The organism is Ureibacillus manganicus DSM 26584 (assembly GCF_000772945.1).
GTDB lineage: Bacteria > Bacillota > Bacilli > Bacillales_A > Planococcaceae > Ureibacillus > Ureibacillus manganicus.
This window is the reverse complement of sequence record NZ_JPVN01000002.1, coordinates 158,791-184,954: the sequence shown is the minus strand read 5'-3', so window position 1 is coordinate 184,954 and position 26,164 is coordinate 158,791. Positions and strand designations below refer to the sequence as shown.

At 36.9% G+C, this 26,164-nt stretch carries 27 protein-coding genes, 1 riboswitch and 1 other annotated feature; of the genes, 13 read left to right on the top strand and 14 right to left on the bottom strand.

Going from position 1 to position 26,164, the window contains the following annotated elements; genetic code table 11:
* The first annotated feature begins 12 nt into the window (after positions 1 to 12).
* The 3 genes from CD29_RS02415 to CD29_RS02405 all read left to right on the top strand — a co-directional run bounded on the left by CD29_RS02415 (position 13) and on the right by CD29_RS02405 (position 2,931).
* The gene (locus tag CD29_RS02415; protein WP_036182453.1) at positions 13 to 1,203 is read left to right on the top strand and encodes a glycine C-acetyltransferase; all 1,191 of its coding nucleotides are present in this window, start codon (positions 13 to 15) and stop codon (positions 1,201 to 1,203) included.
* Positions 1,204 to 1,249: 46 nt separating this feature from the next.
* A complete protein-coding gene (locus tag CD29_RS02410; protein ID WP_036182451.1) occupies positions 1,250 to 1,744 on the top strand; it encodes a DinB family protein in 495 nt (164 codons plus the stop codon).
* A 119-nt stretch (positions 1,745 to 1,863) separates the two neighbouring features.
* Positions 1,864 to 2,931 carry a nucleotide kinase gene (locus CD29_RS02405; RefSeq protein WP_036182449.1) on the top strand — a complete coding sequence of 356 codons (1,068 nt, stop codon included), beginning with the start codon at positions 1,864 to 1,866 and terminating at the stop codon, positions 2,929 to 2,931.
* A 52-nt stretch (positions 2,932 to 2,983) separates the two neighbouring features.
* Here CD29_RS02405 and CD29_RS20405 read toward each other — a convergent pair whose 3' ends face one another.
* From CD29_RS20405 to CD29_RS02400, 3 genes are all read right to left on the bottom strand, one after another.
* Complete coding sequence (locus CD29_RS20405) at positions 2,984 to 3,139, bottom strand: hypothetical protein (RefSeq protein WP_169716142.1); 156 nt, start codon at positions 3,137 to 3,139, stop codon at positions 2,984 to 2,986.
* A gap of 123 nt (positions 3,140 to 3,262) precedes the next feature.
* Positions 3,263 to 3,340, bottom strand: a complete 78-nt coding sequence (locus CD29_RS20905) for a hypothetical protein (protein ID WP_408056593.1) — start codon at positions 3,338 to 3,340, stop codon at positions 3,263 to 3,265.
* A gap of 12 nt (positions 3,341 to 3,352) precedes the next feature.
* Positions 3,353 to 4,534, bottom strand: coding sequence for a pyridoxal phosphate-dependent aminotransferase (locus tag CD29_RS02400; RefSeq protein ID WP_036182446.1), 1,182 nt, complete (start codon positions 4,532 to 4,534; stop codon positions 3,353 to 3,355).
* A 178-nt stretch (positions 4,535 to 4,712) separates the two neighbouring features.
* On the opposite strand from CD29_RS02400, the gene CD29_RS02395 reads away from it, so the two are divergent.
* The 3 genes from CD29_RS02395 (at position 4,713) to CD29_RS02385 (ending at position 7,966) form a co-directional block, all read left to right on the top strand.
* Positions 4,713 to 5,504: a carbon-nitrogen family hydrolase gene (locus CD29_RS02395; RefSeq protein WP_036182444.1), complete on the top strand. Its 792-nt coding sequence runs from the start codon at positions 4,713 to 4,715 to the stop codon at positions 5,502 to 5,504.
* A gap of 305 nt (positions 5,505 to 5,809) precedes the next feature.
* Complete coding sequence (locus CD29_RS02390) at positions 5,810 to 7,201, top strand: RsmF rRNA methyltransferase first C-terminal domain-containing protein (RefSeq protein ID WP_036182442.1); 1,392 nt, start codon at positions 5,810 to 5,812, stop codon at positions 7,199 to 7,201.
* A 222-nt stretch (positions 7,202 to 7,423) separates the two neighbouring features.
* The gene (locus CD29_RS02385) at positions 7,424 to 7,966 is read left to right on the top strand and encodes a cysteine hydrolase family protein (protein WP_036182440.1); all 543 of its coding nucleotides are present in this window, start codon (positions 7,424 to 7,426) and stop codon (positions 7,964 to 7,966) included.
* Between the two features lie 132 nt (positions 7,967 to 8,098).
* Here the strand turns inward: CD29_RS02385 and CD29_RS02380 are convergent, their stop codons facing one another.
* Entirely contained in the window at positions 8,099 to 8,452 is a 354-nt protein-coding gene (locus tag CD29_RS02380; RefSeq protein ID WP_036182438.1) for a KAR9 family protein, read from the bottom strand.
* Between the two features lie 280 nt (positions 8,453 to 8,732).
* Between CD29_RS02380 and CD29_RS02375 the strand changes: the two genes are divergently transcribed.
* From CD29_RS02375 to CD29_RS02365, 3 genes are all read left to right on the top strand, one after another.
* The gene (locus CD29_RS02375; RefSeq protein WP_408056592.1) at positions 8,733 to 9,995 is read left to right on the top strand and encodes a Y-family DNA polymerase; all 1,263 of its coding nucleotides are present in this window, start codon (positions 8,733 to 8,735) and stop codon (positions 9,993 to 9,995) included.
* A gap of 36 nt (positions 9,996 to 10,031) precedes the next feature.
* Positions 10,032 to 10,358 carry a YolD-like family protein gene (locus CD29_RS02370; RefSeq protein ID WP_036182436.1) on the top strand — a complete coding sequence of 109 codons (327 nt, stop codon included), beginning with the start codon at positions 10,032 to 10,034 and terminating at the stop codon, positions 10,356 to 10,358.
* A gap of 177 nt (positions 10,359 to 10,535) precedes the next feature.
* Positions 10,536 to 11,477, top strand: coding sequence for an L-threonine 3-dehydrogenase (locus CD29_RS02365; RefSeq protein WP_036182434.1), 942 nt, complete (start codon positions 10,536 to 10,538; stop codon positions 11,475 to 11,477).
* 236 nt (positions 11,478 to 11,713) lie between these two features.
* On the opposite strand, the gene trpA is transcribed toward CD29_RS02365, so the two are convergent.
* From trpA to CD29_RS02335, 6 genes are all read right to left on the bottom strand, one after another.
* A complete protein-coding gene (gene trpA / locus CD29_RS02360; protein ID WP_036182432.1) occupies positions 11,714 to 12,496 on the bottom strand; it encodes a tryptophan synthase subunit alpha in 783 nt (260 codons plus the stop codon).
* Positions 12,493 to 13,686 carry a tryptophan synthase subunit beta gene (gene trpB / locus CD29_RS02355; RefSeq protein ID WP_036182430.1) on the bottom strand — a complete coding sequence of 398 codons (1,194 nt, stop codon included), beginning with the start codon at positions 13,684 to 13,686 and terminating at the stop codon, positions 12,493 to 12,495. The genes trpA and trpB overlap by 4 nt, the downstream gene beginning before the upstream one ends.
* Positions 13,683 to 14,309: a phosphoribosylanthranilate isomerase gene (locus tag CD29_RS02350; RefSeq protein ID WP_036182428.1), complete on the bottom strand. Its 627-nt coding sequence runs from the start codon at positions 14,307 to 14,309 to the stop codon at positions 13,683 to 13,685. Before CD29_RS02350 ends, trpB begins: the two co-directional genes overlap by 4 nt.
* On the bottom strand, positions 14,310 to 15,101 hold the full coding sequence (gene trpC / locus CD29_RS02345) for an indole-3-glycerol phosphate synthase TrpC (RefSeq protein WP_036182426.1): 792 nt from the start codon (positions 15,099 to 15,101) through the stop codon (positions 14,310 to 14,312).
* Positions 15,098 to 16,135: an anthranilate phosphoribosyltransferase gene (gene trpD / locus CD29_RS02340; protein WP_036182424.1), complete on the bottom strand. Its 1,038-nt coding sequence runs from the start codon at positions 16,133 to 16,135 to the stop codon at positions 15,098 to 15,100. Before trpD ends, trpC begins: the two co-directional genes overlap by 4 nt.
* 78 nt (positions 16,136 to 16,213) lie before the next feature.
* Positions 16,214 to 16,453 (bottom strand) — a binding site (T-box leader).
* 199 nt (positions 16,454 to 16,652) lie between these two features.
* A complete protein-coding gene (locus tag CD29_RS02335) occupies positions 16,653 to 17,144 on the bottom strand; it encodes a QueT transporter family protein (protein ID WP_036182422.1) in 492 nt (163 codons plus the stop codon).
* A gap of 6 nt (positions 17,145 to 17,150) precedes the next feature.
* Positions 17,151 to 17,195: riboswitch (PreQ1 riboswitch) on the bottom strand.
* Positions 17,196 to 17,578: 383 nt separating this feature from the next.
* On the opposite strand from CD29_RS02335, the gene CD29_RS02330 reads away from it, so the two are divergent.
* From CD29_RS02330 to CD29_RS02315, 4 genes are all read left to right on the top strand, one after another.
* The gene (locus CD29_RS02330; RefSeq protein WP_036182420.1) at positions 17,579 to 18,592 is read left to right on the top strand and encodes an ABC transporter substrate-binding protein; all 1,014 of its coding nucleotides are present in this window, start codon (positions 17,579 to 17,581) and stop codon (positions 18,590 to 18,592) included.
* A gap of 106 nt (positions 18,593 to 18,698) precedes the next feature.
* A complete protein-coding gene (locus CD29_RS02325; protein WP_036182418.1) occupies positions 18,699 to 19,724 on the top strand; it encodes an ABC transporter permease in 1,026 nt (341 codons plus the stop codon).
* Positions 19,725 to 19,726: 2 nt separating this feature from the next.
* A complete protein-coding gene (locus CD29_RS02320; protein ID WP_036182416.1) occupies positions 19,727 to 20,524 on the top strand; it encodes an ABC transporter ATP-binding protein in 798 nt (265 codons plus the stop codon).
* Positions 20,525 to 20,737: 213 nt separating this feature from the next.
* Positions 20,738 to 21,700, top strand: coding sequence for a nuclease-related domain-containing protein (locus CD29_RS02315; protein ID WP_036182414.1), 963 nt, complete (start codon positions 20,738 to 20,740; stop codon positions 21,698 to 21,700).
* Positions 21,701 to 22,047: 347 nt separating this feature from the next.
* On the opposite strand, the gene ilvA is transcribed toward CD29_RS02315, so the two are convergent.
* The 4 genes from ilvA to CD29_RS02295 all read right to left on the bottom strand — a co-directional run bounded on the left by ilvA (position 22,048) and on the right by CD29_RS02295 (position 26,146).
* The gene (gene ilvA, locus CD29_RS02310; RefSeq protein ID WP_036182412.1) at positions 22,048 to 23,310 is read right to left on the bottom strand and encodes a threonine ammonia-lyase IlvA; all 1,263 of its coding nucleotides are present in this window, start codon (positions 23,308 to 23,310) and stop codon (positions 22,048 to 22,050) included.
* A 185-nt stretch (positions 23,311 to 23,495) separates the two neighbouring features.
* Positions 23,496 to 24,848, bottom strand: a complete 1,353-nt coding sequence (locus tag CD29_RS02305; protein WP_036182410.1) for a YjiH family protein — start codon at positions 24,846 to 24,848, stop codon at positions 23,496 to 23,498.
* Between the two features lie 255 nt (positions 24,849 to 25,103).
* Positions 25,104 to 25,781 (bottom strand): bacillithiol biosynthesis deacetylase BshB2, encoded by a 678-nt coding sequence (bshB2, locus tag CD29_RS02300; RefSeq protein WP_036182408.1) that lies wholly within the window; start codon positions 25,779 to 25,781, stop codon positions 25,104 to 25,106.
* A gap of 14 nt (positions 25,782 to 25,795) precedes the next feature.
* Positions 25,796 to 26,146, bottom strand: coding sequence for a YojF family protein (locus tag CD29_RS02295; protein ID WP_036182407.1), 351 nt, complete (start codon positions 26,144 to 26,146; stop codon positions 25,796 to 25,798).
* Positions 26,147 to 26,164: the final 18 nt, after the last annotated feature.

Below are 26,164 nucleotides of genomic sequence, written 5' to 3'. Positions count from 1 at the left end.
TGAGGAGGGGTTATGTTGGAGAAAATTTTAGATAGGTTTTTAGAAGAAAACTTGCAAGCTTTACGTGATCAGGGGTTGTATAACGAAATAGATGTTGTCGAAGGTGCGAATGGGACAATCATTCAAATAAAAGGGAAAGAATTAATTAACTTATCTTCTAATAATTATTTAGGATTAGCAACAAATGAAAAGCTTAAGAGAGTAGCTGTCGATGCAGTTCATGAATATGGAGTTGGGGCAGGAGCAGTACGTACGATCAATGGAACGCTAGATTTGCATGTAGAGCTTGAAAGAAAACTTGCTGAATTTAAAGGAACGGAAGCAGCCATTTCCTATCAGTCAGGATTTAACTGTAATATGGCTGCAATTTCAGCGGTTATGGACAAACATGATGCCATTTTGTCAGATCAGTTGAACCATGCTTCGATTATTGACGGATGCCGATTGTCAAAGGCTAAAATTATTGCCTACAATCATTCAGATATGGACGACTTGAAAAGAAAAGCAGAGGATGCAGTAAATTCAGGACAATATAAAAAAGTTATGGTTATTACAGATGGTGTATTTTCAATGGATGGGGATATCGCCAAACTTCCTGAAATCATTGAGATTGCTAAACAATTTGATCTAATCACTTATGTAGATGATGCTCATGGTTCTGGAGTGACAGGGAAGGGTAAAGGAACTGTAAAACATTTTAGTCTTGAAAGTGAAGTGGATTTCCAAATTGGTACATTGTCAAAAGCAGTAGGTGTTGTGGGCGGTTATGTTGCAGGGAAAAGAAATTTAATCGATTGGCTAAAGGTACGCTCACGACCATTCTTATTTTCAACTGCTTTAACTCCTGCTGATGTTGCCGCAACATCAGCAGCTATCGAACTAATCGCAAATTCTTCAGAACTTGTTGAGAAGCTTTGGGCAAATGGCGATTACTTAAAAGCTGGTCTTAAAGATCTTGGGTTCAACATTGGTAATTCAGAGACTCCTATTACACCATGTATCATAGGGGATGAAAAATTAACTCAACAATTTTCAAAAAGACTTATAGAAGAAGGTGTATATGCAAAATCAATTGTGTTCCCAACAGTACCAAAAGGAACTGGCCGCATTCGTAATATGCCAACTGCAGCCCATACAAAAGAAATGTTAGACTCTTGCATTGCGATATATGAAAAGATAGGTAAGGAATTAGGTGTAATTTAAGATAATCATAAGGATATACAGGCTTTAATCAAGAGGAGGGGTTTATGTGTTAACAAAAGTAATTAGTGAACGAGTGGTCCGCTTTCATAAAAGTATTGAAGATATTGTAAAGGTATTAGAAGAAACAGAGGAACTTACCCTATATGTTAAACCTTCTGCAGAAGAATGGTCTGGTATGCAAATTGTTTCACACGTACTTGAAGCAGTTGATTTTTGGTTAACTGATTTGGAAGGGTTACTTATTGTTCCAGGTACAAGATGGGGGCGCAATCACGAGCATGTTCGTCGATTAGCTGCTGTTGATGAAGGGGTCGTAGCAAACCTTAAGAAGGATGAAGTCATCGCTAAACTAAAACAGCTTGCTCAAAGATTTGAAAAAACATTATCGAAAGTGTCCGTTGAGGATTTAGAAAAGACGGCTCCGAGCTATAATGTGAATTTTGACGGAAAACCACTATCATTTATAATTGACCAATTAATCATTCAACATGTAGAGGGGCATTATGGCCAATTAGTGCGCCATTTACAGAAAGTAGTTTAAGAGATTTTAAATCTCCAAATAAAAATGGAGAAGTGTTTATGGCAATTAATTTGTCCTAGGCACTTTTTTTCATTTGTTCACATAAAAATAAGGTAAGAAACTCTAGGAAGGATGACATCTTGAACAGCACGATCTTACATTTCTTTGGAAAAGCGTTAACTGGGCAAGGCATGAAAAATGTATATAAAGACGTTATGAGCGAAGCAAAAATCGTATATTTTCTAAAAGGAGCCCAAGGGTTTAAACTTTCAGAAGTACTTCAAAACCTTGGAAAGCATTATTATAGCCAAAACGTTGATATTGAGTATTTCCATGATCCTTTGTTTGAAAATACTTTTGAAGCTCTTTTTGTTAAAGAACCTCACAATATTTTATTTCTTCAAGCAACAAGCCCATCATTTGAACCACAATTTTATGGAAGTCGTGACAAAGTAATCTCATTATATGAATGTATCGATGATGAAAAATTAAAGGCTCATAGCGAGAAAATTATTCAGCTAACAAAGGATAAGGAAAAATGGCATGATAAATGCTTCCATGCACTCGCAAGAGCGATAAAAATACATGATGATTGGGAAATTGAAACGAGAAGACATATGGACTGGTCTGGTTTAAATCAGCAAATTGAACAGCTTATTCAAAATCTATTTGGTAAAAACCAGTTAAATAAAAGGGGAAATGAAACCCATCGCCTTTTAGGAACATTAACACCAGCTGGAGCTAGGGATACTCTTCAAAGCATTACACAAAACGTAGAAAATCGCTTCTTCATTAAAGGCTATCCAGGAACAGGAAAGTCTTCCATGATGAAAAGATTAGCAGGAGAAGCATTGAACCGAGGGTATGACGTTCAAAAGGTATGGTGCGGTCTTGACGCCACTTCCATCGATATGGTCATTATTCCGGAATTGAATTTCTGTATATTTGATAGTACTGAACCACATGTATACTTCCCAGACCCAGCTCGAAGTGGAGATCAAATCTTTGATATAGCACAACATTGTCATCCAACGGAACTAGAGGAAGAAAACATTAAGGTGATTGTCTCTAAATACCGCTCAGCGATGTATGATGCTGTAGCTTTTGTTAATCTTTATGCTGAAGCGGAAAGAGAGTTAAGACAGTTAATGGATAGTAGTATTGTTGAGGAAAAGTGGAATGAGCGTATAACTAAATTATTTCCGTAATGAATGAAAGCTTGAGAAGTTGGAATCACCTACTTCTCAAGCTTTTTTGTACTTATGATAATTGATCATCATGATTAGCTAATTCTTCGTCTGGCAAAGTACTCATTCGCTTATCGTAAGCAATTAAGACCACGCCTAGTTCTTCTTGTAACATATTAATTCTTTCTAATTGTTCTACATCCAATTCCGCAAATTTCAATTCCTCCATTATTTCGTCACATCCTTTCTTATTTAAAGATGTTCAATGGAGAAAAGTTACATACACTTACAGGTTTAGAATTTTAGAAATATTAATTGGGATAAATTCTCTTTGATTTATTGCTGCGAATTTTTATTTATCGGACAGATCCTTAGTTTTATCGGACAGTTTCGGTGATTTATCGGACATTTTTTGAAGTTTATCGGACAATTCCGCTAGAAATTAAATTTTCACCGGTTCTTTAAAAATCCCAAGCTTCTCCACACGTTGAATTGCTTCTCTTAATCGGTCTTCACTAACTAATAAACCAACTCGAATATAACCTTCACCGTATTCTCCAAATCCATTTCCAGCTGCTACGGCTACATCAGCTTTATGCAAGAGTAAGTCTGCAAATTCCTCACTTGTAAAACCTTCAGGAACTTTCAACCATGCGAAAAAGGAGCCTTTTGGAGCAGTCACATCCCAACCAATACGATGAGCTTCATCAATCAATGCATTACGGCGGCTTTCGTAAATAGCACCTTGTTCTTCAACACATTGCTGATCTCCTTTTAAAGCTTCAGTCGCTGCTAGTTGAATAGCAGAGAACTGACTTACGAATAAATGATCTTGAATCAAATTAATGGCTTCAATAATTGTTGCATTACCAACTGCAAAGCCAATTCGCCATCCAGCCATATTGTAAGTTTTTGAAAGTGTATAAAGTTCAACGCCAATTTCTTTTGCCCCTTTAGCTTTCAAGAAACTAACAGGTTTTTCATTATCGAAGCCAAATGCACCATAAGCAAAATCATGCACGACTGCGATATTGTTTTTCTTAGCAAAATCCACAGTTTCGTTGAAAAAATCTAAGTTTGCTGTAGCGCCTGTTGGATTGTTTGGGTAATTTAAGTACATCAATTTTGCTCTAGTCTTAACTTCATTGGAAAGAGCATTGTAGTCAGGTAAAAATGAGTTTTCGCTAAGCAAAGGCATTGTATCAAAATGTACATCCCCTAAAACGATACCTGACAAATAATCAGGGTATCCTGGATCGGGTAGTAACACATAATCTCCAGGGTTCAGAATCGCCATTGGTAGTTCGACTAAACCAATTTTTGCTCCACCCATTACTGCTACTTCTGTCTCTGGGTCAATAGCAACACCATATTCACGTTGATAAAAGTGTGAAATTGCATTTTTTAACTCTGGTAATCCTCTGAAAGGTGAGTATCTATGTGTTTTAGGATCAGTTACTGCTGTTTGGAGGGCTTTTACAATATACTCAGGTGTGGGTTGGTCTGGATTTCCTTGACCTAAATTGATAACATCACGACCTTGGGCAATCGCAGCATTTACCTTTTGTACTAGAGAAGCAAAAAATTGAGTTGGAAGGTTTTGAAGTTTTTTTGATATTTCCATATACATACCTCTTTTCTATAAGAATAGTTGGTTTAAATAAATATGGCTAATTCTAGGATTAAAAGGATCCTGCTAAATAACTTTTTAATCGTCTCTTTTGCATACTATTCAGAATATAATTAAAATTAGTATAGCAATCTTTTTAACTTTTTAATAGAAATACAGGGGAGATGATGTTTTGAAAATTGGGTGTGTTCAGTTAAATGTGAGATATGGAAAAGTAGATGAAAACTACGAACGAGCGGAGCATTTCATTCGTGAAGCAGCAAGTAAAGGTGCTGATATCGTTGTTCTACCTGAATTGTGGAACACAGGGTTCGCTTTAGAAAAACTACCTGATTTAGCAGATAAAGAAGGAGAACGCACGAAAGTGTTTCTTCAAAAACTAGCAAATGAACTCAGTATACATATCGTGGGCGGTTCAGTCGCTATAGAACGTGAAGGAAAATACTATAACACAATGTATATAGTGGGTAAAGAAGGCGAACTATTAAGCGAATATAGCAAAGTTCATTTATTTAGATTAATGGATGAAGAAAAATATTTAGAAGCTGGAGATCAAATGAACCGCTTTGCATTTGATGATCTCGAAGCTGGCGCTGTAATTTGTTATGATATTCGATTCCCAGAATGGCTACGTGCACATGCATTAGCGGGTGCGAAAGTATTATTCGTTTCTGCCCAATGGCCAACACCACGAATTGACCATTGGAAAACATTATTGCAAGCTCGTGCCATCGAAAATCAATGCTATATCGTCGCAGTCAATCGAATTTCAAAAAGGCCTGAAAACTTCAATGGTCAATCTATGATCATTGAACCTTGGGGTGAAGTATTGTGGACAGGTGCTGAGGATGAAGAACTTGCTATTATAGATGTAGATTTCTCAAAAGTAGATGAAGTGCGTACAAGAATACCAGTTTACGATGATCGTAGACCTAGTTTGTATGCACGTGTGGTAAAAGAATAAATAAAATTTTATCAGTGTATTAAAATACGGCATTTCTTCCATTAGAGGAAATGAGATACGACATAACTGGAATTATGTGCGGTTTGCGCATAATTTTGATTAAGTCGTATATGATATCCAGTCGTTGGGACTTTTAGTATCTAAAAAGTATGGGACAAATTTTGTATCGAATTTTTTAAACATAAAGACTTTTTAGCGGGTTGCTAAAAAGTCTTTTTTTCATAAAAAAAAACTATTATTCTATGAAAAAGGATTTTTATGTTAATTAGTTAGAAACTATTTATATTTTTAAGAGGTGAACCAACTTGAATCTTCCAGAACAATTTTTAACGAAAATGAAACAACTACTACACGAAGAATATGATGTATTTATTCGTAGTTTTGGTGAAGAAAAAAGTCAGGCACTACGTGTAAATAATTTGAAAATCGAAACGGACGATTTTTTGCAAAAGAGTCCATTTTGCTTAGAACAAATACCTTGGGTTGAAACAGGATTCTTTTTTCATGGAAAGGACCGACCTGGAAAGCATCCCTTTCATGAGGCGGGATTGTATTATATTCAGGAACCAAGTGCGATGGTGGTAGGAGAATTTGTGGATCCAAAACCCGGTGAGAAGGTGCTAGATTTATGCGCGGCACCTGGTGGAAAAACGACTCATCTTGCTTCAAAGATGAATGGCGAAGGTTTTTTGTTGTCTAATGAAATTCAACCTGCGCGGGCAAAGATCTTATCGCAAAATGTGGAGCGAATGGGCATAAAAAATGCAGTCGTGACAAATGAAACGCCAGACCGTCTAGCCGAAAGATTTCCAAGCTTTTTTGACCGAATATTGGTCGATGCTCCGTGTTCGGGTGAAGGCATGTTCCGAAAGGATGAGGAAGCAAGAGAACATTGGAGTTTAGGTAATGTAGAAATTTGCCATGTGCGTCAAGTGAATATATTGAAATCGGCTGCGGCGATGCTAAAACCTGGCGGACGCCTAGTATATTCTACATGTACGTTTTCACCTGAAGAAAACGAAGGCACAATTAGTAGTTTCCTAGAGCAGCATCCATATTTTGAAATTGAAGAAGTACAAACTTATAAAGATTTCAGCCATGGTAGAAAAGAGTGGGTAACGAATTCGGCAGATGATATAGAAAAGTCAATCAGATTATGGCCACATAAAATGAAAGGTGAGGGGCATTTTATCGCTGTTTTAAAAAAGCTAGAAGGTGACATTACGCCTTGTTTGAAGCAACCTCAAGCAAAAGTTGATTCGATCATTTTAAAGCATTATAAAGAATTTGCAATGCAATCATTAAATATCGTTCCAACAGGCAAGTTCGTTTCCTTTAACGACCAGCTCTATCTTTTACCTGATGAAATGTTGTCATTGGAAAAGCTGAAAGTCGTTCGCCCAGGCTGGCATTTGGGTACTTGCAAAAAAAATCGCTTTGAGCCATCCCACGCCCTTGCAGTATCACTAAAAAGTGCCGACGCTAAAAAAAGTTGGAACCTGTCTGTAGGTTCTGAGGAGATTATCTCTTACTTGAGAGGTGAAACGATACAAGCATCTGGTGAAAAAGGTTGGTATTTAATTGAAGTTGATGGGCATTCAATCGGCTGGGGGAAACTAGCTGGAAACTGCATGAAGAACCACTATCCTAAAGGATTAAGATGGATGGGGAACAATATTTTATCAAAATCCTCATAGTATCCCGCAACAAATTAATATCTTCACATAATATAAAATTACCTCTTGGGGCTGGCGCTTCGGGGGGTTTTTATTTTTGCTAGTTAAGGTACTTTAGTAGTAAATGGTGAAGGACCTGATCATGCGATATATATAGTAAAAACAAATGAGTGAGGGTTTTATTTACCCTTGCTCATTTTTTGATTTAAAATAAATATATAAGGAGTGAAGGGGGAGATTTTAATGACGAAAGAAGCTTTAATTATCGTTGATATGAGTAATGATTTTGTAGCAGATGAAGGTACTTTAACTGCAGGAAAACCTGCGCAAGAAATTGTCCCTTATATTGTTGATCTGGCAAAGGACTTTATTAACCGCGATCAAGTGGTTGTTGTGGGAATGGATGCCCACCAAGAAAATGACCCACATTTTGAGCTTTGGCCAGCACATAATGTTGCTGGAACAAAAGGTCAAGAGCTATACGGTGATTTAATGAATTGGTATAGAGAAAATGAGGCAAATCCAAATGTGATCATGCAGCCAAAAGAGAATTACAATGCTTTCTTTAAAACAGGCTTAGCAGAGAAGCTCCGTGAAATGGGTGTAGAAAAAGTGCATGTTGCGGGAGTATGTACGGACATTTGTAACTACTTAACAATTGCAGGTGCTGATGCTGAAGGATTTAAAACAGCTATCCACAAACGAGGATCAGCAACATTTACAGATCTAGGAGAAACATTTATCAACCAAATGAAAAGATGTTTCTATACGGAAATTATTGAATAAATGAAATGAGAAGGACCTTCAAAATGGAGGTCCTTTTCTATGACGTTTCTATGGCGTCCTCTTTCTTTTTTTTGTAAACATTTTCTTAACCATAAAAAAGCGGCTGATTTTATGCCAGCCGTAATATATATTTTAATCTTCTTTTATTACAATAGATCGTAACTTCTTTTCATGTTGTAGGTTTTTACTTGCGAGATAGTCAACCGTTTCTTGAGTTTCAATTAATTCAACTCGTAAACCATCTAGCTTTTTTTCTAGACGTTCGAAACGCTCGTCCATCTTGTTTTCTAAACTTTCTACTCGTGTTTCGAGTTTGTCCATACGAGTTTCCAATCCAACCATACGAGTTTCCAATCCAACCATACGATTTTCTAATCCGTCCATTCGACTATCAAATCGCTTTTCTAAAGAGTCAAACCTTTCATCAATCCTTTTAGAATGCACTTCTAATGCACTTAACACTGCATTTAATTCATGTTGTTCCATTTTCTTCACCACTCCTGTTCAAAATAATAATTTGTACATTTCAAAGGAATAATAAAACAAAAAGAACTTATGTTCCTATTGTAAGTGAAGGCTTAGAGAAATGTCAATTTATTATAATCCCCAAAAAATCCCACTTGCGTCTCAAAACGTCTCATTCTAAAATGAATTAAAGAACAAATGTTCGCATATACTAATTGGTGAATTGATGTCTCTTTGGAGGTGTTTTGAGATGCTAGCAAGTAGCCTAAGTGAATATGATGTTGAACTAAACCGAACAGAAATGTCTTCTATATACAAAGATTTGCCAAACCGTTCGATTATTTGTATCGATATGCGATGCTTTTATGCAAGCTGTATGGCAATGCTTGAAAATCTGGATCCAATGGAAGTGCCCATTGCTGTGGTTGGGAACTTTCAGCAAAAAGGAAGTGTTGTGCTTGCTGCATCGCCGCCGATGAAAAAGCGTTTTGGCATTAAAACAGGATCACGACTTTATGAAATACCGAAGCACCCGGATATTAAATTATTTGAGCCAAAAATGGAATTCTTCGTTCGTACTTCGATGGAAATAACAAATTTAATTAATCAGTTTGTCCCAAAAGAAGCGATTCATGTATATAGCGTGGATGAAAGCTTTGTAGATTTAACAGGTACTGAAAATCTTTGGGGACCGCCAGAAGAAACAGCGAAATATATTCAAGAAAGTATTTATAATCAGTTTCAAATTCCAAGTGCGGTTGGAATGGGGCCGAATATGTTAATGGCAAAACTAGCCCTTGATTTAGAAGCAAAGAAAGATGGGTTTGCTAAATGGACTTATGAAGACGTTCCGAAGAAGTTGTGGCCGATTGCACCGTTATCCGAAATGTGGGGGATTGGTAGACGAACAGAACGAACGTTAAACAATATGGGGATTTTTAAAATAGGGGATTTAGCACATGCTAGTTTGCCAATGCTTGAAAAACGGTTCGGTATTATGGGCAATCAGCTTTATCACCATGCATGGGGAATAGATTTATCACCTCTTGGTGCCCTGCTTGTACAAGGACAAATTAGCTTTGGAAAAGGTCAGATGCTTATGCGCGACTATCGCAATCGCGATGAGATTCTGACAGTAATGTTAGAAATGTGTGAAGATGTGGCAAGACGAGCAAGAGAGACATATCAAGTAGGAAGAACGATTACCCTTGGTGTGACTTATAGTAAAGATGCCTTTGGTGGCGGCTTTCACCGTGCACGGACTATCGATGAGCCAACCAATGACACGATGAAGATTTTTAAAGTATGTACCCAGCTATTAGATGAGTTTTATGCAGAACGGCCTGTAAGACATATTGATATTAGCCTCACAAAGTTAGAATCAGAGCGCTCTATGCAGCTTAGTTTGTTTGATAAATCTAGGTGGAGAAAACGAAAACTAGGTGCAACGATGGACAGATTACGTTCAAAATATGGAACGACATCGGTATTGCGCGCAGTATCTTATACGGCAGCTGGGACAGCGGTTAAACGTGCACAATTATTAGGAGGGCACAAAAAGTAATGTTTTAGATCATCTTACTAAAAGGAGGTGATTAAATTGATTCGAGACCGGGGAAATATTAAATGGACCGCGATGATGCTTCCTGAACATGTGAAGCTACTACGGGAATGGCAAGAACAAGATCAGTACGTGAAAAAACCGGAGTTGGATGAATGGGCACTCCAGGAGTTAAGTGAACAACTACAACTCGCATACGATCAAAAAAGAGAAGTGGAACTAAAAGTCTGGGAAGAAAAACAGATTTATAAAGCAACAGGTACGATTGAGAAATTAAACGAAAAGAATGCAACGCTCTATTTTGAAGACGGCCGGGCATTTCCATTTCAGTCTATCTTCGGAATTTCCTTCATAATCGCTGAATAAAACGAAACAATCGCCTAGCCTAAATAAGAAATTCTATTATTTAAAACGATGGAATAATGTTTTCGATGTACTGCAATTGTAGTACATCTACAAGTTAGTCGCATAAGATAGATTGAGTTTTTATGAACGTGAAATTTACTTATAATTTCCATCATTCTCAATCTAGGAGGCGACGGTGTGAAAAAAATAATTGTTACGGGAGCCCTTGGGCAAATTGGCTCAGAATTAGTTGAAAAATTAGGCAATCTTTATGGAAAAGACAACGTTTTATCAACAGATATAAGAGAACCTAATGAAATTGAAGGTCCTTTTGAAGTACTAGACGTAATGGACTCAAAGAGAATGTATGAACTTGCTAAAGAGTTTGAGGCAGATACATTTATTCATTTAGCTGCATTACTTTCTGCTACGGCTGAGAAAAATCCGTACTTTGCATGGAACTTAAATATGGGTGGACTGATTAATGCCCTTGAAGTCTCAAGGGAATTAAATATGCAATTTTTTACACCAAGTTCAATTGGTGCTTTTGGTCCTACAACACCAAAAGACAACACGCCACAAGATACATTGCAAAGGCCGACAACAATGTACGGAGTGAATAAAGTAGCAGGGGAATTATTGTGTGATTACTACTTTACACGTTTCGGTTTGGATACGCGTAGCGTTCGATTTCCAGGCCTAATCTCGTATGTAACACCCCCAGGCGGAGGGACCACCGATTATGCAGTGGAAATCTATTATAAGGCAATCGAAGAAGGACAATATTCTTCATATATAGCAGAAGGAACCTTTATGGATATGATGTATATGCCAGACGCACTACAGGCAATTGTAGATTTAATGGAAGCAGATCCCGCGAAGTTAAAACATCGTAATGCATTTAACATATCAGCTATGAGCTTTGAACCTTCACAAATTGCCGGGGAAATTAAAAAGCATATACCTACATTTGAAATGACCTATGATGTGGATCCAATACGACAATCAATAGCGAATAGTTGGCCGAATTCTATTGATTCAACTGCAGCGATTGAAGAGTGGGGCTTTAAAGTGGAGTATGATTTGGAAAAGATGACGGTGGATATGTTGGAGAAATTAAGAGTAAAATTAAGAATGTAAAAATAGCAGAATCTGAAAGGAACCTAAATTCACTAGAAATTTAGGTTCTTTAATATAAAGGAGATTATAGTTTTTGGAAAAATATCCTCGAGAGCGCTTCTCAAGGACAAGAAAAGCAGATTTTCCAGAAAAGTGTTCTCGAGAGCGCTTCTCAAGGACAAAAAATAAAATCTTCAAAAAAGTGTCCTTGAAGCAACTTTTCGAATTTCAGAATAGATTAATTTGAAAGATTATTTTTATTTCACAGGAGCTACTTTAGAAACCTTCACTAAATCCTCAATCGTAGCCCAATCATCGTTAGCTAAACTATCAACAATTTTACTACCAACAATCACACCATCACAAATCGCACCGAAGTTTCTTACGTGATCTGGAGTTGAAATCCCGAAACCTGCTAATACAGGAGTATCTGTAGAAGATTGGAGCATTTTAAAATGTTCACCTAATTCATCAGCAAAGCTTTGACGGGCACCGGTAATACCGTTCACCGTTACAGCATAAATAAAACCTTCACTTGCTTTCGTCAGACGTTCGATTCGTTCTGGTGAACTTGCTAGTGAAACCAATTGGACGAGCGCAATGCCTTCATCTTTCAATGGAGGGTGTACAACGCTACTTTCTTCTAATGGCATATCAGGAATAATTACACCACGAATCCCAGCTGCCTTTGCGTCACGTGCAAATTCCTCCACACCGTAAGCTAAAATTGGATTTAAGTAAGTCATAGCCACAAGTGGAACCGTAATTTGCTCTGCAAAACTGCGTAGTGTTTCAATAATTTTACGTAACGTAGCACCATTAGCTAAAGCGCGTTCACCTGCACGCTCAATCGTTGGACCATCTGCAACTGGATCAGTGAATGGAATCCCAACTTCAATCGCTGTAACCCCAAGTTCTTGCAATTTTAAAATAGTCGATTGTAGTTTATCTAATCCACCATCACCAGCCATGATGTAGGGAACAAAAGCTTTATCTCCATTGGCAGTTGTTTTTAAAATCGTTTCTTTTAATTGACTCATGCTAAATCACCTCCAAGTGCAGAAGAAATGGTATGAACGTCTTTATCGCCACGTCCAGATAGACAAATTACAAGAATTTCATCTGGAGACATCGTTTTTGCAAGCTTTGAAGCATAGGCAATAGCATGAGCACTTTCTAGAGCAGGTAGGATTCCTTCTGTACGGCAAAGTAGTTGAACACCTTCAAGGGCTTCTGCATCTGTTGCATTGACGTAAGTTGCGCGGCCGATGTCATTTAGATAGCAATGTTCAGGACCAACCCCTGGATAATCTAGGCCAGCTGAAATAGAATGTGCTTCTTGAACAAAGCCATTTTCATCTTGTAATAGATACATAAAGGCACCGTGTAATACACCTGTTTGCCCACCATTAATGGCAGCAGCATGTTTACCTGTTTCAATGCCCAGACCAGCGGCTTCTACACCATATAATGCAACATCTTGATCTTCCACGAATGGATAGAACATCCCAATGGAATTACTACCTCCGCCAATACATGCAACAACAGCATTTGGAAGGCGGTTTTCTACTTCTATTATTTGCTTACGTGTTTCATCCCCAATAACACGTTGAAAGTCACGTACAATTGTAGGGAATGGGTGAGGACCCATAGCTGAACCTAAAATATAATGTGTGTCTTCAATATTTGTAACCCAGTGGCGAAGTGCTTCATTCACGGCATCTTTTAATGTAGCTGAACCTTTTTCAACCCCAACTACTTTTGTGCCAAGTAGCTCCATACGGAATACGTTTAATGCTTGACGCTTTACGTCTTCAGCACCCATATAAACGATACATTCTAAACCAAGTAGAGCACATGCAGTAGCCGTCGCGACACCGTGTTGACCAGCACCAGTTTCTGCAACGATTTTCTTTTTACCCATACGTTTTGCAAGAAGCGCCTGACCTAAAGCATTATTAATTTTATGAGCACCCGTATGGTTTAAATCTTCACGTTTTAGATAAATTTTTGCTCCACCTACATGGGCTGTTAGTCGTTCAGCGAAATAAAGAGGAGTTTCACGTCCAACATAATTTTTTAAGTAATAGCTAAGTTCGTTTTGAAAATCTTCATCAATTTTATATTTGTCATAAGCTTCCTCAAGCTCTTGTAAGGCTGTCATTAATGTTTCAGGGACGAATTGTCCTCCAAAACGGCCAAAGCGACCTTTAACTTCTGTCGTTGTCATATTGAATACACTCCCTTATTTTGAGTTGCTATTTTAATGAATTCTTTTATTAAATTTGAATCTTTTACACCGTCGCGTTCAACACCACTAGAAACATCTACACCAAAGGGGGATAATTGTTTAATGGCTTGTTGAACGTTGCCGCTATTTAGTCCACCTGCTAAAATGACTCGATCTTTTGAGATTGAAAGTTGGTCAAGCAATGACCAGTCAAATACACGCCCACTCCCACCGGCAAAATCAGTTCCTGGTGCGTCAAATAAATAGTAATCTACATGATATTTGCTAGCTTTCTCTACATCTTCATACCCACGAATCGAAAAAGCTTTAATGGAAGGGTAGCCAAGCGTCTTAATGAAATCGGCACTTTCATTCCCATGATATTGAACGTAATCAAGACCAACTGTTTCAACGGCTTCACGTACATCATCTTCAGTTGGGTTAACGAAAACTCCGACTTTTTTAACATGAGGGGGAACGATTTTTGCAAGTTTTGCAGCGTGTTCAATTGTGATCCGACGTTTACTTGGTGCAAACATAAACCCAATAAAACTTGCACCTGCTTCGGCAGCTACTTGAACATGTTCAATTTCTTTCAGCCCACAAATTTTTACTTTTACCATTTACTTCACAACCTTCGTTGGAAGGGAAACTTGCAATGATTTTAGTGCATCTTCTACATTTCCACTTCTCATTAATGATTCACCAACTAAAACGCCACGAGCGCCAGCATTTGCTACACGTTCTGCATCTTCACTAGTCCAAATCCCACTTTCACTAATAAATGCAATATCAGGAATCGCATTTATTTTTTCAGCGAGTTTTTCTGTTTGTACTAAATCAAGATTAAACGTTTTTAGATCACGGTTATTCACACCAAGAATTTTAGGATTAATCGCTAATGCGCGATCAAGTTCTTCATCGTTGTGAACTTCGACTAAAACATCAAGTCCTAAATCAGTTGCATAATTGTAGAATGCTTTTAGATTTTCATCAGAAAGGGCTGCAACGATTAAGAGGATCACTGAAGCGCCAGCAGCTTTTGCATAATCAATTTGAACTTCATGAATAATAAAGTCTTTATTCAAAATAGGGATATCTACGTTATTTGCAATATCCGTTAAATCTTGGTAAGAACCTTTGAAATATTTGTCTTCAGTTAAAACGGAAATACAAACGGCACCGGCAGATTCATATTTTTTCGCTTGTTCAACTGGATCTGCGCCTTCGTTAATTAAACCTTTTGAAGGGGAAGCGCGCTTCATTTCAGAAATAACCTGCATTGTATCAGACTTACGCAATTCGTTATATAAAGAGGGACGAACCTTTTCCACTACGTCAAACTGTGGTTTATTTGCAAGTAAAGTTGGAATTAGTGTTTCTTTGTAATCAATAATTTTTTGTAGGATGGTCATTGTATTACTCGCTCCTTTAGGATACTTTCGCTAAACTCAACTATGGATTCTACTTTTGCTAAAGCACGGCCAGATAGGATTGATTCACGTGCTAATTCCACACCGTCTTTAATCGAACCGACAGAACCGGAAGCATAAAAGCCAATTGCTGAATTTAATAACACTGCATCAAAATAAGCACTTTGCTTACCTTTTAATAAGTCCAATAGGATAATTGCATTCTCATCAGGTGTACCACCACGTAAGGCAGTTACAGGTACAGGGGATAGTCCTAAGTCTTCTATACGAAGTTCAAATGGAGTAATTTCACCATTTTCTAACAATGCAAATGTGTTATCGTTTGAAAGGGATGCCTCATCCATCCCTTGTGTTCCAGAGACAACAATGGCACGTTTACGTCCTAAAATTTTAAGTACTTCTGCATATTCCGTAACAAATTCAGGACGGTTAATACCGATAATTTGAGTTTTTAAATTAACAGGGTTTGTTAAGGGTCCGGTCATATTGAAAATAGTAGGCTTTCCAATAGCACGTCGCACTTCACCGATACGTTTTAATTTTGGATGAACATTTGGAGCGTAAAGAAATGTGATTCCTTCTTGCTTTAACATGTCAACAGAATCTTTAATTGAAAAATCAGTGTGAATGCCTAATGCCTGTAAAACATCTGTGCTACCAGATGCACTTGAGATTTTACGGTTTCCATGTTTAGTTACTTGAACACCTGCAGAAGCTAACACGAATGCAGATGTTGTACTGATGTTAAAGCTCTTTAGACCATCTCCACCAGTCCCACAGTTATCGATATACGAACCCTCTGGAACAGGGACAGTGATAGCATTTGATTTCATAACCGTTGCAAGTGCAGCTATCTCTTGTGCCGTTTCACCCTTCTTGCTAAGTGCAATCAGGAAGTCCGCAATATCGTCTTTAGGTGTTTCTTCATTAAATACAAGTTCAACAGCTTGAATCATTTCTTCAAAAGGTAGATCTTGGTCGTTTCTAACTCGTTTTGTAAATTCCAAAATAGACATATTTATATTCCTCCTAATGTTTTAATGGAGGTTTAGATGGAAAATAAAAAAGCCCTCTACAAAAGAGAAAACCCTTTTGTAGAGGACGATAAATACCGCGTTGCCACCTCTGTTGAAGTATACGAATTACTTCCACTTGGCGTGTTTATTTAACTAAAAACGAAATAAACACTTCCTTATAACGTAGGAAAAACGTCAGCAGACTAACGCCAGCTGCTCTCATAAGACCCATTCACGAAAGGTATGCACTAGTTCACACCAACCACTAGCTCTCTAAACCATACGATTTTCGTTACTATTCTTATTCATCAATTTTACTCGGCTATTCTCATCTAAACTCTAATCTAGGCTCTGCTCTGACGGTGGTCGCGCTACCGCAACCTTTCTCCGTATCCGAACAATTAGTTAACTAGTATTGTAGTCTTAATTTTATTACTTGTCAATGTTTTCAGAAAAGTCGGTCGATACCTTTAGAAATAAAAAAACCGGTAGGCTTAGATCCTACCGGTTATAACGATTAAATTAAATCTTTAAAATTCAAACGTTTATTTAAAAGGTACATTATTGGTGCACCTACGGTTAATACGACAAATTCACCAACTGCACAAGTAAACCATGTCCATAAGAACAATGACCACGGAATCTCGAATGCTAAGTGTAACTCAAATGCGATGATGAACATTGTAAAAGTGAATAAAAATGAGTTAATGATCAAGCGTGCCCAAATATTTTTCACAAACTTACAAATGATGATGAAAAGTGTAAGGGTAATAATTGAGTGGGCAACACCAAATACTAAATCATACATGCCAAGTGGTGAAAATAAATTTGCAATAAATACACCAATGACAACCCCAGGCATAAAGCTGGGGCTAAATGCAACTAGATGGTTAAACATTTCAGAAACTCTAAATTGAATTTCTGTAAATCCAAACGGTGCAACAAGTAAGGTAACAGCAACATAAAGAGCTGCAATAATCCCTGTAGTTGCAATAAATTTTGCTTTCATATTCATTTCTCCTTAGTTTTTTTTCGTGGGATGGTTACGAACCACGGTGCGCGTAGTCAAATGTCGCATCTATATTGTTATTTTAAGTGCAAAATAGTATTATATGAAAATTCATTTCATGCTGTAAAAGGAAAACGCACAATAAAGTATATTAACAGAACCATAGAAATAGGTCAATATAATTAAGGAGAAGAAACTAAAGAACGAACTTTTCGTGTGAAAAGTCAAAATTTTAACTAAATTTAGCACTTTAAAGCGCTAAATTAATATGCTAGAATGAATAGTAGAATTACTAGTGAAATTACCCGCATCTAAATCTTATTGACTAACAAATGTTCTGATTGTAGAATAGCATAATCTCACTAGATTCAGAATATTCAAAACACACCATCTATTATCGTGGAGTGTGAAAGATAAAAACGGAGGAAGAAAATATGAAAAAATTGTCATTTTTATTAATTGGACTAATTTTACTTCTTGCTGCTTGTGGCGGCGGAAACAATAATGCGTCTAACGAACCTAAAGAAAATACAAGTGGTTCAAATGCAGGAGAAACATCTGAGGAAACAAAGTCTTATAAAGTTGGGATTACACAAATCGTAGAACATCCATCATTAGATGCTGCAACAGAAGGATTTATTGCTGCAGTTAAAGATTCTGGCTTAAATGTTGAGTTCGTGAAAAACAATGCACAAAACGATCAAAGTATGAACGTAACAATTGCCCAAGATTTAGTAAGTCAAAACGTAGATTTAATTTTTGCAAACTCTACACCATCAGCACAAGCTGCTAAAAATGCAACAGGTGATATTCCAATCATCTTTACATCTGTAACAGATCCTGTAAGTGCTGAGTTAGTAAGTTCTATGGAAGCTCCTGGAGCAAACGTAACTGGTACAGTTGATTTACATCCAGAGACAATTGCAAACACTGTTAACTTTATTGTCGATGAACTAGGTATTAAAAAAGTTGGTACGGTATATAACACTGGTGAACAAAACTCAGTTGTTCAAGTGGATCAAGTGAGAGCGCAATTAGAAGCAAAAGGCGGCCAATTAGAAGAAGCTGCTGTAACAACTTCAGCAGAAGTAAAACAAGCAACAGAATCATTATTAGGTAAAGTAGATGCAATTTACATTATTACTGACAATACAGTTGTATCAGCACTTCCTACAGTAGTGGATGTTGCAAATTCAAACAAATTACCACTAATCGTAGGTGAATTAGATTCTGTAGCTGGTGGCGGTTTAGCTGCATTTGGATTCTCTTACTATGATATCGGGTATGAAGCTGGTGAAATGGCTGTTAAAATTTTAAAAGGTGAAGCAACTCCATCTGATATTCCTTCAGCATACCCAGCGAACTTAAAATTAGTAGTAAATAAAAACACTGCTGATACAATCGGTGTTGAAATTAAAGATTCTTGGAATGCAGAATTAGTAGAATAATAGAAAAAGTCATTTTTTTATAAACTTCTCACTTTGCCAATGTGAAGTGGCAAAGTGAGTTTTTATAACAACTTAGAATAATTAAGAAGCTAGGAGATGATTCAATATGTTTTTATCAATCTTTGGTTCAGTCGAGCAAGGAATCATCTATGCAATTATGGCACTCGGAGTGTATTTAACATTCCGAGTGTTGGATTTTCCAGATTTAACGGTTGACGGGAGCTTTGTAACGGGAGCAGCAACAGCAGCAATGATGATTGTTTTAGGCTATCACCCGATTATAGCTACATTGATAGCAATCGTTGCTGGATTCGTTGCAGGATGTATGACTGGTCTATTACACACAAAAGGAAAAATAAACCCGTTATTATCAGGAATCTTAATGATGATTGCATTGTACTCAATCAATTTAAGAATCATGGGGTTATCTGCAGAAAATGCAATTGTAAAACCAAATATACAATTACAAAGTAATGAAACAATTTTTTCACAGTTTCAAAGTTTTTGGAGTCCTTTAGGCATTGATGATACGTTATCAAATTTTGTGAAATCTTTAGGAGCTGCTGTAGCTCCAAATACTTGGGGAACTGTTTTGATCGTACTAATCATTACTGTAATTATTAAGTTCGTTGCTGATTGGTTCTTAAAAACAGAGGTTGGTTTAGCCATTCGTGCAACTGGTGATAACAAAAGAATGATTCGAAGCTTTTCGGCAAATACAGACCGTTATACTATATTAGGTCTTGGGATATCCAACGCTTTAGTTGCATTTTCTGGAGCATTAATCGCACAATACTCTAAATTCTCCGATGTAAATATGGGAATCGGGATGATTGTAATTGGTCTTGCTTCCGTAATTATCGGTGAAGCTATTTTCGGTACGAAAACAATCTTTAGAGCAACACTAGCAGTAGTTTTTGGTGCGATAATTTACCGCATCATTTACGCACTAGCATTACGTGTTCCTTGGTTAGATTCTAGTGATATGAAACTAATTACGGCTATTATTGTCGTATTAGCTCTTGTAATTCCTCAGCTAGTGAGCAAACAACGTGATAAAAAGCGTAAAGAAAAGAGACGTTTAGAACGACTAGCACAGCAACGAGAATTAGTGACGCAGGGAGGGGAATAACCTTGCTTAAATTAGAAGGAATCAATAAGATTTTTAACGAAGGTACTATGGATGAAAAAGTAGCTTTAAACAATATCAATTTACATTTAGCACCTGGCGATTTTGTTACTGTAATTGGGAGTAATGGTGCAGGGAAATCGACAATGCTAAATATGATTTCAGGTGCATTAACACCCGACTTCGGAGCCATTACAATTGATGGGAAAGAAGTTACAAAATTACCTGAGTTCAAACGGTCACAATATATAGGCCGTGTGTTCCAAGATCCAATGGCTGGAACAGCACCAACGATGACGATAGAAGAAAATTTGGCGATTGCTTATTCGCGCAATAAAAAACGCGGTTTACGATTCGGCGTAAACCGTGAGCGAAAAGATTTTTTCAGAACATCGTTAGAGAAATTGGGTTTAAATTTAGAAAATCGTTTAAATGCAAAAGTTGGATTGTTGTCAGGTGGGGAACGCCAGGCATTATCTTTATTAATGGCGACTTTTACTCGTCCTGCAATTCTTTTGTTGGATGAACATACAGCTGCCCTTGATCCATCCCGTGCTGAGTTAATAACAAACTTAACGAAACAACTCGTTGAAGAAAATAACTTAACGACTTTGATGGTAACGCACAACATGCAACAAGCCATCGATTTAGGGAACCGACTGATTATGATGGATAAAGGCCAAATCATTTTAGAAGTTGATGAATCGAAGAAACCAACCTTAACAATTCCCGATTTGATGACCGAATTCGAACACATCCGCGGCGAAAAAATGGCGTCTGATAAGGCGTTGTTGGGAAGTTAATGAAAAAGATATGAATATACGAAAATAATCATTTCATAATTGTTGTGATTCAGGAAGAAACCTCCTACCTCAGGGGTTTCTTCCTTTTTATTTGCCTTTCTTACAGCTTGAAAACAAGATTTCTGTTTCAAAAATCAAGTGAAATTATACTTTTAAGAATTCGTTTTATGAAACAAAACAAATTAAAATTGTCAAAAAAGGAGGAGCTAAACTTTGATTGTTCTTAAGCGTGTAAAGTCAAATAGATTACAAGTTTTAGAAGCGCTATTGCGCAGATTACCAGTTGAAGATTGTGATTATCCTAAATTTCAAAAAAGCTTTTTCCAATTAAGGAAAGGATACTTAGGGGAGCTGCGAAGTGATCGTGAATGGAATGAAATTCGAATGCCCGATGATCATTATTTACTCTTCAATTATGAAACTGTGAATGAAGTAGGAAATATTAATCAGATTGACACCCTTATGCTAAGTCGTTATTTTCTTTTCATAATGGAGGTAAAAAATATTACAGGAAAAATTGATTTCGATGATGAAAAAAGACAGTTCACCAATTTTAAAGGTGATAATAATATAGAAGTTTACACGAATCCAGAAGATCAAATTGAAAGACACATGCGAATGATTTATAAAATCATGAAAATGCTTAATATCCATCTACCAATTTTAGGAGCAATAGTATTTAGCAATACCTCTACTATTATCGGAGAACCACCGAAAAGGATTCCAGCATTTCATTTAAGTGGGTTGAACTCTCATGTAAACTCCTTATTTCACAAATATTCTAAACAAGTAATAACTCTCAATGAATTGAATCTACTAAAAGATTATTTGTTAGAAATATTAGAAAGAGATAACTGGAAACCTAATATAGATAAAAGTAAATTGAAAAAAGGTGCTATATGCGAAAATTGCAATGATCATTCGCCGATGAAATACTACTATGGAAGGTTTATTTGCCAAAAATGTAAATCAATGAGTAAGGACATCTTGTTAGAAAGTTTACTTGATTATCGGGTTCTCTTTAACCCCTGGATATCAAATAATGAATTTAAACAATTCTTCTCTATTTCTTCAGTTAAAACATCCTATAAATTATTAAAATCATTGAATCTAGATTCTAAAGGGAACGATCGTTCAAGAATTTACTATATTCCTAATAATATAAAAATAAAGTAGGTGAAGGTAAATGTGAGGGGAGAAACTGCCAAAAAGAAGATCGATTAAGACACAAAGTAGGGTGAATCTGTCACAAAGTAGATCTATTGCTAAGCAAGAGAGCGATACTGCCATAAAGTTGATCGATTTTGTCACAAAGTAGGGCGAATCTGTCACAAAGTAGAACTATTGCTAAGCAAGGGGGCGATACTGCCAAAAAGTTGATCGATTTTGTCACAAAGTAGGGCGAATCTGCAACAAAGTAGGGCAACTCTGACACAAAATAGATCTATATCAACAACAACAACACATACAAAACCCCCGCACCTCATAAAAGTGCGGGGGGCCTATCAAAATCACTACACCAGCTACACCAACAACCCAAACAGCTGGCTATCCTTATTAACCTCTGTGAACTCAAAGCCATTGACACGCATACGATCGATTAAACCTTGGTAGTCTTCAGGCTTACTAACTTCGATTCCAACTAAAGCTGGGCCGCTTTCTTTATTGTTTTTCTTTGTATATTCGAAATGAGTAATATCATCATTTGGTCCAAGAACCACAGTTAAGAATTGGCGTAACGCACCCGCACGTTGAGGGAAGTTGACAATGAAGTAATATAACAATCCTTCAAACAGCAAAGATTTCTCTCGAATTTCTGCCATGCGACTAATGTCATTGTTCCCACCAGTAATGATCACAACTGCAGATTTTCCTTTAATTTGATCTGCATAAAGATCAAGTGCAGATACAGGAAGGGCTCCAGATGGCTCAGCTACAATGGCATGTTTGTTGTACAAATCAAGAATTGTAGTACTTACTTTTCCTTCAGGTACAACAACAATATCATCTAAATACTGATGACAAACTTCGTAAGTTGTATTGCCTACAAGTTGAACTGCGGTACCATCACAGAATTTATCAATTTTAGGAAGGTGAGTAGGGCCTCCGTTTTCGAATGCGGCTTTCATACTGGCAGCACCTGTTGGTTCGACACCGATAACCTTAGTGCTAGGTGAGATGCTTTTCACATAAGCAGAAACTCCGGACATTAGGCCACCACCGCCGATTCCACCAAAAATAAAATCTAGTGGTTCATCGATATCATTTAATACTTCAACCGCTACAGTACCTTGACCAGCAACGATATCTAAATCATCAAATGGGTGGATGAAGATCATCTCATGCTCTTTACAATATTCTTGAGCAGCCACAACAGAATCATCGAATGTGTCGCCTGTTAATATGATTTCAACTTGGTTGCGACCGAACATACGAACTTGGTCAACCTTTTGTTTTGGAGTCGTTAAAGGCATGAAAATAGCACCTTTAATTCCTAAATGGGCACAGGAATATGCTACGCCTTGTGCGTGATTGCCCGCACTTGCGCAAACAACTCCGCTATTACGTGCTTCAGTCTCAATTTTCTTAATTTTATAGTACGCGCCACGTAACTTAAACGAACGAACCGATTGTAAATCTTCACGTTTTAAATAAATATTCGCACCATATTTTTCAGATAAATAGTCATTTTTTTGAAGTGGTGTATGTACAACAACATCTTTCAAAAGATGATAGGCTTTTAATATATTTTCTACTGCATATGATTTAGCACCAGTAACTTCCATCGTTATGTACCTCCGTTATTGTTAGAACATTTTATCATTTTAACATAAAAACTAATGGTTTTTTCGAAATTTTCAAAATGAAAACGCTTTTAAATGAAAATAAATTTTTCCCATTTTTTCAACCTCTCTAATTGACGTGATTCAAAAAAAGAAGCTAGCATTTAAGCTAGCTTCTCTGAAAATTATTAGAATAAAATATGAGCAATTGCTGCAACAATTGGGATTGAGATAATAGTACGGATTAAGAAGATAGAGAATAATTTCCAAATATTTAATGGAAGCTTCGTACCTAAGATTAATCCCCCAACTTCAGACATGTAAATTAATTGCGTAACTGAAACTGTTGCAATAAAGAAACGCGTTAATTCTGATTCTATGCCAGCACCTAATACTGCAGGTAAAAGCATGTCAGCAAAACCAACGATCATTGTTTGTGCAGCTGCACTAGCTTCAGGAATTTGAAGTAGAGCTAAGATTGGCTCAAAAGGCATACCTAAAATTTTAAAGAAGCTTGTGTATTCTGCAAGAACAAGGGCGATTGTACCGAATGCCATAATTATTGGTGTAATAGCAAACCACATTTCAAGAACGTTTTTAAAACCTGAACCAATTACTTGTCCTAAATTTTTATTGCTTTCAGCTTTAGTTAAAGCATTTTTTAATCCGAATGAAACTACGCTAAAGCCCTCTGGTACATCTTCACGATTAGCAGGTGGTGTTGTCCCATCGATATTTGTATCATCAATACGACTTAATGGGAATATACGTGGCATAATTACTGCTAAAATAATACTTACTAAAATTACAGATACATAAAATGGTACAAAATAATTACTTATATCAATTGTTTCAAGAACTACGAAACAGAAAGTAATTGATACTACTGAGAATGTAGTGGCGATTGTTGCTGCCTCACGTGCAGTATAGTTGCCTTCTTCATATTGTCTATTTGTTAGTAAAACCCCGATTGTACCGTCACCTACAAATGATGCTAAACAGTCAATGGCAGCGCGACCGGGAATTTTAAATAATGGTCGCATAATTTTAACCATCATTGATCCGAAAAATTCTAGTAAACCAAAGTCTGTTAATAAAGGTAAAAGTAAGCCTGCAAATAAGAATAATGAGAACATCATCGTTACTAATCCGCCATCTGGTGTAATTAATAATCCAGATGTGTAGTCACTAGTGAAAGCTTCAGGTCCAATTTGGAATAAATACATCGCTGCGAAAATAACAGCTAGAATACGCATGATTGTCCAAAACCAGTGAACACGGAACAGTGAATCTACTAGCGTACGCTCTTTTTTCTCTGGAACAAAGTGCATAATGATCGATCCTACAGCTGCAATAATAAATACTATAAATGCAAACCAATGTATAAATGAAACGACATTAGCCGATAAAATATTTGCTAATATAGCGATTGGTACTTTTAAACCGTCCCCTGTATCAATTGGTGTAATAAATAAGAAAACACCTACTACAGATAAAACGATAAATAAGAACCATGTATAAGGTGTGAATTTTGTAGTCATGTTCTTTCCCTCTCAGATGTAAAATGTATGATTGAATATTTATACACTATAATAGCTGAATATTCATTTGTCTATATGTATATAAAAAGTAATATTATTCTGAAACTTTTGAACTTATTAAAATAGTGTTCGTTCTCTATTTTGTGGGGAAATTAGGAAATCATACTCAAGAAAATTAAAGTGGGTAAGGCAGCGAAATCTAGTTGTCGAAAAAAGAAAAATGACAGGAAGTGTTTTCCTGCCATTGCATATTTATTAATCTTCGAATGAATAAAGGTAATACGATTCTACATTAAACCAACTATCAAGCTTTGTAGTTTCTTCTTCAGTACGATGCTTTGTTTCTTGCATCATCCAACCAGTTTGAGAACTATGTGCTCGGAGTGCTGCTTCTTTCTCTTTTCTCACGCTACTTACATCGTGAACGATTGTTGGAACACCTAGCTTCGCCATTGTGTTATTAGCAAAACCTACTGCATAAATTCTTGGTCTAGCTTCTTTTGGAATACGGCGAACTGCTTCCATAACAGCTCGACCCGTTGCCTCGTGATCTGGATGGACTGCAAAACCAGGATAGAAGGTGATGATTAAGGAAGGATTTAATTCACTAATTAAGTCTGTTACAAGGTTAACCATTTTCTCATCATCTTCAAATTCAACGGTTTTATCGCGTAATCCCATCATACGGAGATCTTCAATCCCCATAGCTTCACAAGCGGCAATTAATTCTTTACGACGAATTTCAGGGAGCGATTCACGAGTTGCAAATGGTGGATTTCCAAGATTTCGTCCCATTTCTCCTAATGTTAAACATGCATATGTAACTGGAACTCCCATGTTTCGATAAAGTCGTATTGTTCCTGCAGAGGAGAAGGCCTCGTCATCTGGATGAGGAAAAATAACTAGTACATGACGTTCAGGTTGTAATGTCATTGGTTCATCTCTCCTTAATAAGAAAATGGCGTTTCACTAATTTCTAGTGCAACAGCAAGTTTTCCAGTATAGTCTAGTCCCGCCATCAATAGGCGCCCTTGTTCATCTGACTGATAATGGGTAATTCCTTGAGCATAAACCCATCCGTGTTCCATTTTCAATCCAACCCGGTGAGGGGATTCACCAACAACTTTACCTAATTCATAACGAATTTTAACATTTCGAATGAAAGCACCAGCATTAAAAAACTTTTCATCATAATGAGAAGCATAGGAACCATTAGTGGTTTCGAGGTGAATAAAGACGTCTTTGTTCGCAAAAGAATTTAGCAATGTTTGGAGTTCATTCACGTTTATTTCCTTCATCCTAATTCTCCTTTCCAC